4 protein-coding genes and 1 pseudogene are annotated in these 4,808 nt (G+C 31.4%); all 5 read left to right on the top strand.

Features of this window, described 5'->3' with window-relative positions; translation table 11 throughout:
- The first annotated feature begins 267 nt into the window (after positions 1 to 267).
- The 5 genes and pseudogenes from ffh to rplS all read left to right on the top strand — a co-directional run bounded on the left by ffh (position 268) and on the right by rplS (position 3,977).
- Positions 268 to 1,620 carry a signal recognition particle protein gene (gene ffh / locus ACQCX0_RS00045; protein ID WP_462561981.1) on the top strand — a complete coding sequence of 451 codons (1,353 nt, stop codon included), beginning with the start codon at positions 268 to 270 and terminating at the stop codon, positions 1,618 to 1,620.
- A gap of 44 nt (positions 1,621 to 1,664) precedes the next feature.
- A pseudogene (rpsP, locus tag ACQCX0_RS00050) lies at positions 1,665 to 2,039 on the top strand (30S ribosomal protein S16); the annotation flags it as partial.
- A 236-nt stretch (positions 2,040 to 2,275) separates the two neighbouring features.
- Entirely contained in the window at positions 2,276 to 2,791 is a 516-nt protein-coding gene (rimM, locus tag ACQCX0_RS00055) for a ribosome maturation factor RimM (RefSeq protein WP_462561982.1), read from the top strand.
- Between the two features lie 9 nt (positions 2,792 to 2,800).
- On the top strand, positions 2,801 to 3,529 hold the full coding sequence (trmD, locus tag ACQCX0_RS00060; RefSeq protein WP_462561983.1) for a tRNA (guanosine(37)-N1)-methyltransferase TrmD: 729 nt from the start codon (positions 2,801 to 2,803) through the stop codon (positions 3,527 to 3,529).
- The gene (gene rplS / locus ACQCX0_RS00065; RefSeq protein WP_462561984.1) at positions 3,522 to 3,977 is read left to right on the top strand and encodes a 50S ribosomal protein L19; all 456 of its coding nucleotides are present in this window, start codon (positions 3,522 to 3,524) and stop codon (positions 3,975 to 3,977) included. The genes trmD and rplS overlap by 8 nt, the downstream gene beginning before the upstream one ends.
- Positions 3,978 to 4,808: the final 831 nt, after the last annotated feature.

Consider the following 4,808-nt stretch of genomic DNA (forward strand, 5'->3'; position numbering starts at 1 on the left):
AATTCATACTATGTAATTATAAAGTATTTATCTTATTTCGTATAGTATAAGCACTAAAAAGTTACTTATTATTACAAAATAACTATTGACAAAAGTTACTCTAACTAACTATACTAATAAAGTTCATTAGAATTTATGAATAAAAAAATAGAGGTTTAAAACACAGAATTGTTTTGAAAACTAAGTCAGTCTACGAGTTTCGTACACTGGCTTTTAGTGCATATATAAAATAAAAATGCGAATTTAAAGGAAATCTAAAAGAAAATAATGTTTAATAATTTATCATCTAAAATTACTCATATTTTGGGAAATATTAAAAAGAAACCTGTACTTAGTGCTCAGGATTTAGATGATTCTTTAAGAGAGCTAAGAATAGCTTTATTAGAAGCAGATGTAGCATTAGTGGTAGTAAGAGAGTTAATACAGAAAATAAAACAAGAATCTGAAGGTAGAGCTATCTATGATTCTGTTTCTCCCTATCAGATGATAGTTAAAATTATTTATGATGAATTAGTAAATATTTTAGGAAATAATGCAGAATTAATTATTAAAGATACCCTAACGTCTTATATGCTGGTAGGATTGCAAGGAAGTGGGAAAACCACAACGGCTGCAAAGTTAGCCTATTACTTAAAAAATAAGCATAAAAAGCGAGTTTTAGTTGTAAGTCTGGATACTGAACGTTTAGCTGCTTACGAACAATTAGAAATTTTATCTAAACAGATAGATGTAGATTTTTATCAATATACCACTAAAGATGCTTCTAAAGATATAGTAGCCATTGTAGCTTTGGCTAAAAAGCAAGCTATTCAATTTTCCTATGATAGTTTTATTATAGACACGGCAGGAAGACTAGTTACTAATGAGGCTCTAATGCAAGAATTAACTGCTATTAGTTTGCAAATACTACCTAATGAAATTCTCTTAGTAGCAGATTCAATGATGGGGCAAACCTCAAGTATGACTGCTAAAGAATTTAATGACAGATTACAACTTAGTGGAATTATTCTCTCTAAGATAGATGGAGATGGCAGAGGCGGTGCAGCTTTATCTATGAAAGCAGTTACTCAAGTTCCCTTAAAGTTTAGCGGAGTGGGTGAAAAAGTAACTGATTTAGAGGCTTTTATTCCTACCCAAGTAGCAGATAGAATTTTAGGTAAAGGTGATATTGTCTCGTTGGTTGATAGGATCTCAGAGTCTGTGTACACGCAAGATGAGGAAGCATTACAAAACAAATTAGAAAGTGGGAAGTTAAATTTAGAAGTTTATGCTCAACAATTAAAAAATATGCAAAAAATAGGCGGTCTAAATTCTATTATGTCAATGATACCAGGAGTTTCGTCCTTATCCAAAAAATTTAATCCAGCAAATACGGATAATAAATTATTGCAAAAACAACTTGCATTAATTAACTCTATGAATAAGCAGGAAAAGAAGAATCCTAAGATTTTAAATGCTTCTCGTAAGATTAGAATAGCTAAAGGAGCTGGGTTAAAAGTACAAGATTTAAATTCTATGTTAAAGCAATATAATCAAATGCTTGAGATAATGAAAAAATTTAAAGGCGGTGGCTTAAAACAAATGATGAATTTAGTGAAATCTCAAAAAAGATTTTCTTGATAATACAATAATACAACAGTAACTATAAGAAGGAGTTATAAAATATGGCAGTAGCGATTCGTTTATCACGTTGGGGTAGTAGAAAAAGACCATACTATCACATTGTGGTAGCAGATAAAAGAGCCCCTAGAGACGGTAAACATAAAGAAGTATTAGGTAAATACAATCCTATGGTAGAGAAAGATAACCCTCAAAGAGTGGTCTTAGACATAGAAAAAATTAAATATTGGCTCTCCGTAGGAGCACAACCTACAGATAGAGTGGCTAAAATTTTAGCAGATAATGGTTTGTTACCAAAGAAAGAAATTCCTATCCAAACTAAACAGAGTCTTCCTAAAGCTAAAGCCCAAGAGAGATTAAAAGAACAAGTTGCCACTCAGCAGGCAACAAAAGTAGCTGATACTCCTGCCCCTAAAGAAACAGTAATTGAAGAAAAAGTGGCTAAAGCAGTAACTGAAACAGTAGTTGATAAAACAGTAACTACCACTGAAATTCCTAAAACTACAGAAAAAAAACCTGAAGTAGTGGAGCCGGAAACTAACAAAATAACCCTAGAAGAAACGCTAAAAGAGATACCGGTAGAAACACCTTCTAAGATTAAGGAAGAAATAAAAGATTCAAAAGCAGATGACTCTTCAAAAGGGTAAGTTAGTTCATGGAAAAAATGCTTTGTATGGGTATAATAGTTGGGGTTAAGGGTTTAAAGGGTGAGGTAAAAATTAAAAGTTTTACAGAAAGCCCTTTATCTATCAAAGATTACAAACTCTATGATAAAATGAATAATGCCTATACAATAATAGGTGCTTATATCCATAAAGGAAGTGTAATAGCTAAAATACAGCATATTAATAATGTTAATGAAGCACTTGAACTTAAAGGAATGGAACTATATGCTTTACCAGCTGAACTTCCTAAAAATTTAGAAACGGATGAATTTTGGTATGGAGCTTTAGTCGGACTTAAGGTAATAAATGCAGATAAACAAGAACTTGGTACTATATGTAGTGTCTATAATTTTGGTGCAGGAGACATTATAGAAATAAAATCCTTTACAAATCAAAGCTTTATGGTTAGATTTACTAAGGAAGAAGTACCGGAGATAAATCTAGAAGCAGGCTACATTATGGTTAATAGATTAAATTATTATCAAGATGAAGCACTAATTAAGTAACATAAAGCAATGTCTCCCTATAATATAACAATTCTAACCTTATATAAAGAAATGTTTCCTGGAATATTAGGGTACTCTTTAGCAAAAACAGCACTTGATAAGAAAATCTGGTCTTTAAGAGTACTTGATATCAGAGAGTTTGGTAAAGGTAAGCACAAAAAAGTAGATGATAAAGTTTTTGGCGGAGGTAGAGGGATGTTGATGCGAGCCGATATACTTTCTAGTGCAATAGAATCTACTCTTAATGAGGGATCTTCAAAAAATTTAGTATACTTAACCCCAAAAGGGATTACTTTAACCCAAGAGTTAGTAAAACAATTAGTGAGAAAAGATGGAATGACAATAATTTGTGGACATTTTGAAGGGATTGACCAAAGAATAATAGAAAAATATCAACCATTAGAGATATCTATAGGAGATTACATCCTATCAGGTGGGGAAGTAGCAACCCAAGTATTGGTAGATGCTTGTGTTAGAATCTTACCGGGAGTAGTTAATTCTGAGAGTAGTATTAGGGATGAGAGTTTTGAAAATATTCTTTTAGAGCATTCTCAATTTACTAAACCAAGGCATTTCGCAGATTTAGGAGTGCCTGAGGTGTTATTAAACGGGAATCATAGACAGATTAAAGAATGGCAGCAAAAATCAGCAGAAGAACTAACCAAAACTAGAAGAACAGATTTATGGAAAAAATATAATCAGGCTAAAAAACTAAATAAAGGAGCAGAAAATGACTAATCCCATAATAAAACAATTTGAAAATGAGCAAATTAAACAACTTTCTGAGAATAAAAACTATCCGGAATTTTCTTCCGGAGATTTACTTAATGTAAAAGTTAAAATCGGTGATAGAACTCAAAACTTTGAAGGGGTTTGTATAGCCCGTAAAAATCGCGGTATTAATTCTTCTTTTACTTTAAGAAAAATCTCTTACGGTGAAGGGGTTGAGCGTGTATTTCCTTATTACTCTAAAATGATAGAAGAAATTTCTGTATTAAAAAAAGGTAAGGTAAGAAGAGCAAAATTATATTATATCAAAGATAGATCCGGTAAAGCTGCAAGAATTGCTGAGGCAACTACCGGCTATAAAATGAAGAGGGCTTCTTTATATAATAAAACCAAAAGAGTTAAAAACCCTACCGAAAAAGTTGTGGCAAGACCTGTAGAAGCAGTTACAGATCTGTAAGAGCAATAGCAAAACTTTACTTAAGAAAATAAGGTAAGTAAAGAATAATTTAGTAATATACTTTTATGTAAAACAATGCAAAGCTTTAAATATTTATAAAATCTTTATAATAATGCATATGCTTGCAACGCAATAAAGTTGCACAATTATCAAAAATAAATAAATAAAGTATATCATAAGATTATTCTTATGATATACTAATAAAAGATATAAGTGTTATTAAATCACAAGGGTTCTAAGAAGATGAAGGAGATAGAAGTACATTGTTAAAGTATTACAAAAAATTATTCCTATTAAAAATCAGTATAATATGTGTAAGTTTTCTAATATTAATACGCTTAAGCTATGCTGTGGATTTAGATATCACCTCCGGAGAAACTAAAAATGCCCCAGAAAAAAAGTACGATAATCTAAACTTTAATGTAACTAAAGCTGATATAGCAAGAGTTAATGCCGATAACAATGTGGAATTTGAGAAGTTAAATGTAAGTTTCCAAGCTCCAGACACACCAGGTATTTTAAATATGAAATATGGAAATTTTGGGGAAATTAATATAAACGGAGGGGAACTAGAGTTTAAAGATAGCAACAAAGTAACAGTAAAAAAGCTAAACTTTAGTGGAAGTAAAAATAAACTAAGTAATATAGAAACTATGGAGGTAAAAGAAATCTTATATATGCGTCAGCAGAGTGAAATATATAAGGTAGGAAGCTTAACGATAGAGAGGTTAAGCATTGATGAAACTAGTAAGATCTCAGATGTAAAAAACTTAACGATAGATGAGATCGGAAGAGCGTCGTGTAGGGAAAGAGTGTAGATCTCGGTGGTCG

This window comes from Candidatus Hepatincolaceae symbiont of Strigamia maritima, from assembly GCF_055505085.1.

Excerpts from the sequence above, each read along its gene's own strand:
- rplS (WP_462561984.1), top strand. The coding sequence starts at position 3,522 with ATGACTAATCCCATAATAAAACAATTTGAAAATGAGCAAATTAAACAA.
- trmD (WP_462561983.1), top strand. The coding sequence starts at position 2,801 with ATGTCTCCCTATAATATAACAATTCTAACCTTATATAAAGAAATGTTT.
- ffh (WP_462561981.1), top strand. The coding sequence starts at position 268 with ATGTTTAATAATTTATCATCTAAAATTACTCATATTTTGGGAAATATT.
- rimM (WP_462561982.1), top strand. The coding sequence starts at position 2,276 with ATGGAAAAAATGCTTTGTATGGGTATAATAGTTGGGGTTAAGGGTTTA.